At 74.1% G+C, this 4,670-nt stretch carries 5 protein-coding genes; 4 read left to right on the top strand and 1 reads right to left on the bottom strand.

The window, feature by feature from the left end; translation table 11 throughout:
• Positions 1–110 precede the first annotated feature (110 nt).
• From CCN51_RS30430 to CCN51_RS30440, 3 genes are read left to right on the top strand one after another with little or no spacing between them, the layout of a single operon-like run.
• Positions 111–707 (top strand): DUF5998 family protein, encoded by a 597-nt coding sequence (locus CCN51_RS30430; RefSeq protein ID WP_014175877.1) that lies wholly within the window; start codon positions 111–113, stop codon positions 705–707.
• A complete protein-coding gene (locus CCN51_RS30435) occupies positions 707–1,945 on the top strand; it encodes an alkaline phosphatase family protein (protein ID WP_014175876.1) in 1,239 nt (412 codons plus the stop codon). The genes CCN51_RS30430 and CCN51_RS30435 overlap by 1 nt, the downstream gene beginning before the upstream one ends.
• A 58-nt stretch (positions 1,946–2,003) precedes the next feature.
• Positions 2,004–2,705 (top strand): thymidine kinase, encoded by a 702-nt coding sequence (locus CCN51_RS30440; RefSeq protein WP_014175875.1) that lies wholly within the window; start codon positions 2,004–2,006, stop codon positions 2,703–2,705.
• 29 nt (positions 2,706–2,734) lie between these two features.
• Here CCN51_RS30440 and CCN51_RS30445 read toward each other — a convergent pair whose 3' ends face one another.
• Positions 2,735–3,532: a VOC family protein gene (locus CCN51_RS30445; protein ID WP_055413921.1), complete on the bottom strand. Its 798-nt coding sequence runs from the start codon at positions 3,530–3,532 to the stop codon at positions 2,735–2,737.
• Between the two features lie 276 nt (positions 3,533–3,808).
• Here CCN51_RS30445 and CCN51_RS30450 point away from each other — a divergent pair, with 276 nt between their 5' ends.
• The gene (locus tag CCN51_RS30450; protein ID WP_014175873.1) at positions 3,809–4,645 is read left to right on the top strand and encodes a sulfurtransferase; all 837 of its coding nucleotides are present in this window, start codon (positions 3,809–3,811) and stop codon (positions 4,643–4,645) included.
• The last annotated feature ends 25 nt before the right edge of the window (positions 4,646–4,670 follow it).

Consider the following 4,670-nt stretch of genomic DNA (forward strand, 5'->3'; position numbering starts at 1 on the left):
ATCCTACGGGGCCGCACCGACCTCGGCCCCCGCCACCTGCCCAGCTACTGACGTCCGCGGCCATGGCCGGCATGGGCGCCGCTGTCGGTGCGGCCCCGTAGGATGGGCACATGGCGAAGACCGGTACGACGACCCAGGGGCTGCGCGCGGCGATCGAGCGCAGCGGCTATTACCCGGCACTCGTTGCCGAAGCGGTGGAGGCCTCCGTGGGTGGTGAGCCGGTCGTCTCGTATCTGGTCCATCAGGAGACCACCTTCGACTCCAACGAGGTCCGCCGCCATGTCACGGTCCTCGTTCTGACCGGCACCCGCTTCATCGTCAGCCACACCGACGAGCAGGCCGCCGACGGCACCTCCCCGTCGCCGTACGCCACCACCTCCACCGAGTCCGTGAAGCTGCAGCGGATCTCCTCGGTCGTGCTGAGCCGGGTCGTGGCCAATCCCGAGTCGTACACCCCCGGCACGCTGCCCCGCGAGGTGGTCCTCACCATCGGCTGGGGCGCGGTCAACCGCCTCGACCTCGAGCCCGCCGCCTGCGGCGACCCCAACTGCGAGGCCGACCACGGTTACACCGGCTCTTCGACCGCCGACGACCTGAGCCTGCGGGTCAGCGAGGCGGGCGACGGCCCCGACAGCGTCCGGCAGACCCTCGCCTTCGCCCAGTCGCTCTCGGAAGCCACCGCGGAAACGCCGGACACAGGCCGCTGATGTCCGACTCCATCGCGGACTCCGCCACCGCCTCCCTCTGGCAGGAGCCCGAGCCCCAGCCGCTCGACCCGCGCTCCGCCCCCGTGCCGCGCTACGGTACGGGCTCGCTCGCCGATCTGCTGCCCGCCGTCGCCGCGGGCCAGGGCGTCCCGGGCCTGCCGTCGCTGTCTTCGGGGCTCGCCCTCGCGCCCGCCGACCGGGTATGCGTGTTCCTGGTCGACGGCCTCGGCTGGGAGCTGCTGCGCGCCCACCCCGCCGAAGCGCCCTTTCTGACCTCGCTGCTGCCCGGCTCGCTGGGCGGCACCGGGGCGCCGATCACCGCGGGCTTCCCCTCCACCACCGCGACCTCGCTGGCCTCCGTCGGCACGGGCCTGCCGCCCGGCGCCCACGGCCTGCCCGGCTATACGGTGGTCGACCCCGCCACCGGCCACCTGATGAACCAGCTGCGCTGGCAGCCGTGGACGGATCCGCACGCCTGGCAGCCGTACCCCACCGTCTTCCAACTGGCGGACGCCGCGGGCGTGCACACCTGCCAGGTGTCCGCGCCGACCTTCGCCGAGACCCCGCTCACCAAGATCGCGCTGAGCGGTGGCACCTTCCTCGGCCGGCTCTCCGGCGAGGAGCGGATGGACCTCGCGGCCGAGCAGTTGGCCGCGGGCGACCGCTCGCTCGTCTACACGTACTACAGCGAAGTCGACGGCAAGGGGCACCGCTTCGGCGTCGACTCCGACGAGTGGCGCGCCCAGCTGCGCTATGTGGACGGGCTCGTCCAGCGCCTCGCCGAGCAACTGCCGCCCCGCGCCGCCCTCTACGTGACCGCCGACCACGGCATGATCGACGTCCCCTTCGACCCGGAGTCTCGGATCGACTTCGACGAGGACTGGGAGCTGCGGGCCGGAGTCGCCCTGTTGGGCGGCGAGGGCCGCGCCCGCCATGTGTACGCGGTCCCCGGCGCGGCGGGCGATGTGCTGGCGGTGTGGCGCGAGGTGCTCGGCGAGCAGATGTGGGTGGCGAGCCGTGACGAGGCCATCGAGGCGGGCTGGTTCGGGCGGCCCGAGGACGGCGGCGGCGTGGACGAGCGGGTGTACCGGCGGATCGGCGATGTGGTGGCCGCCGCCAGCGCGGATGTCGCGATCGTCGCGTCGCGGACCGAGCCGAAGGAGTCGGCGATGGTGGGGCTGCACGGCTCGATGACCCCCGTCGAGCAGCTTGTCCCGCTGCTCGAAGTACGCTCCTGAGCCGTCTCGCTCCTGTCCGCCTCGCCCGTCCCGACCGTACGAAAGGCCCCGCCACCCCATGCCCGAGCTGGTGTTCTTCTCCGGAACCATGGACTGCGGAAAGAGCACCCTCGCTCTGCAGATCGAGCACAACCGCTCGGCGCGCGGCCTGCAGGGCATGATCTACACCCGGGACGACCGGGCGGGCCGGGGCAAGCTCTCCTCACGGCTCGGGCTGGTCACCGAGGCCGTCGAGGCGGGGGACGACCTCGACTTCTACGCCCATGTGGTCGGGATCCTCACGGCCGGGGGCCGCGCCGACTATGTGATCGTGGACGAGGCGCAGTTCCTCGCACCGTCCCAGATCGACCAGCTCGCCCGCGTCGTGGACGACCTCGGGCTCGACGTCTTCGCCTTCGGCATCACCACCGACTTCCGCAGCAAGCTCTTCCCCGGCTCACAGCGGCTGGTCGAGCTCGCGGACCGGATCGAGGTGCTGCAGGTCGAGGCGTTGTGCTGGTGCGGGGCCCGCGCCACGCACAACGCCCGTACCGTCGGCGGCGAGATGGTCGTCGAGGGCGCCCAGGTCGTCGTCGGCGACGTCAACCAGCCCGGGGCCGAGGTGGGTTACGAGGTGCTGTGCCGGCGCCACCACCGGCGCCGTATGACGGCCGCGGCCGCCCGCGCCGCCACGCTGTCGCCGGATGTGCTCCCCGTCGACCCGGCGGCGGCCCCGGCCCCTGTGCCACACCAGGCCCAAACGCCCCGGACCGCCCCCTAGACGACCTTCAGCCGCCCTTCAGCCGCCCGTCAGCCGTCTGTCCCGACCAGGGCGAAGGCCGCCCCTTCCGGGTCCGTGACGGTGGCCGTACGCCCCGCCGCGCCGTCCTGGGGCGGCAGGACGACATAGCCGCCCAGCTCGGCCACCTGGCGCACCGCCTTGTCCACGTCGGCCACCGCGAAGTACGTCCGCCAGTGCGGGCCCCGGTCGCGCGGCAGCGCGCCGCCCACGCCGTGGATCGCGGCCACCGGCCGTCCCGCCACCCGCAGGGTCAGCGCATCGGACCCGGGCTCGGGGGCCGGGCCGGGGCCGTCCCCGCTCCAGGGCTCGCTGTGGCAGCCGAAGACCATGTCGTAGAACTTGCCGACGGCCGAGGAGTCACGGGTCATCAGCTCGTGCCAGACCGGGGAGCCCGGCGCCCCGATCTCCACGGCGCCCAGGTGCTCGCGCGCCTGCCACACGCCGAAGGCCGCGCCCTGCGGGTCGGCCGCCAGGGCCATCCGGCCCGCCTCGCCGGCGTCCAGCGGGCCCACGGCCACGGTGCCGCCGCGGGCGCGGATCCGCTCCGCCGTCTCGTCGGCGTCGTCGGAGGCCAGATACGTCGTCCAGGCAACCGGGAGGTGGCGCTCCGGAGGCAGTTCGCCCAGCCCCGCGACCGGCCGGTCGCCGATCCGCGCGCGTACGTACGCGCCCAGGTGCTCCGGCCCCGGGGCGAACTCCCAGCCGAACAAGGCGTGGTAGAACTCCTGCGTCGCGGCCAGGCTGTGCACCATCAGGCTCGTCCAGCAAGGCGTGCCCGGCGTGTGCCGAGTCGCTGCCTCGGTCATCGTCACTCTCTCCTCGGACCGTTGTGGTGTCCGTGCGGCTCCGGCCGGCCCGCTGGTGCGCGGGGCGGTGATGGGGGTGGCGCCCGACAGATATTCGCACCCCCTGTCGCAACGCGCGCCCTGGCCGCGCCGCAATTCGCGGCTCCTGCCAGGACAATGCCCGCTTTCGAGCCCCGCATCCGTTTCCAGGCCATGGCCACGAGGTGTCCGTCATCTGTACGGAGGGTGATCGAGTGGTCCAATCGTCGCAGGCGCATCTACGCAAGGATGGTGCCCATGAATGCCATCATCACCGCATCCGATCTCATGGACGAGCTGGCGGGGGAGCAACCGCCACTCCTCCTGGACGTCCGCTATCAGCTGGGCGGCCCGCCCGGCCGCCCCGTCTACGAGGCCGGGCACCTCCCCGGTGCGGTCTACGTCGACCTGGAGGCCGAACTCGCGGGCCCCGCGGGCGCGGCCGGCCGCCACCCGCTGCCGGACCTGTCCATCTTCGCCGCCGCGATGCGCCGGGCGGGAGTCCGGGCGGACCGGCGCGTGGTGGCGTACGACGGCGGACAGGGGTGGGCGGCGGCGCGCGCCTGGTGGCTGCTGCGCTGGGCGGGTCACCCGTCCGTACGCGTCCTCGACGGCGGCCTGGCCGCCTGGACCGAGCGCGGCGGCCCGCTGAGCACCGAGACCACCGCCCCGCGCGAGGGCGACTTCGAGCCCCGGCCCGGCGCCCTCCCGCTGCTGGACGCGGACGGCGCGGCGGCGCTCGCCCGGCGCGGAGTGCTGCTGGACGCGCGGGCCGCCGAGCGGTACCGGGGCGAGGTGGAGCCGATCGACCCCGTGGCCGGGCATATCCCGGGGGCGGTCTCGGCGCCGACGATGGAGAACGTCACCCCCGAGGGCCGGTTCCTGCCCGCCGACCAGCTGGCCGAGCGCTTCGCCGGGCTCGGTGCCACCGAGGACGCCGAGGTGGGGGTCTACTGCGGCTCGGGCGTCTCGGCCGCCCACCAGGTGCTGGCACTGGCGGTCGCGGGCGTTCCGGCGGCCCTGTACATCGGTTCCTGGAGCGAGTGGTCCGCCGACCCCGCCCGCCCGGTGGCCACCGGCCCCGGCCGCGGCTGAGGGGCATACGCGTCCGGGCCTCGCC

Source organism: Streptomyces milbemycinicus (assembly GCF_002154605.1).
In the GTDB taxonomy this organism is placed as follows: domain Bacteria; phylum Actinomycetota; class Actinomycetes; order Streptomycetales; family Streptomycetaceae; genus Streptomyces; species Streptomyces milbemycinicus.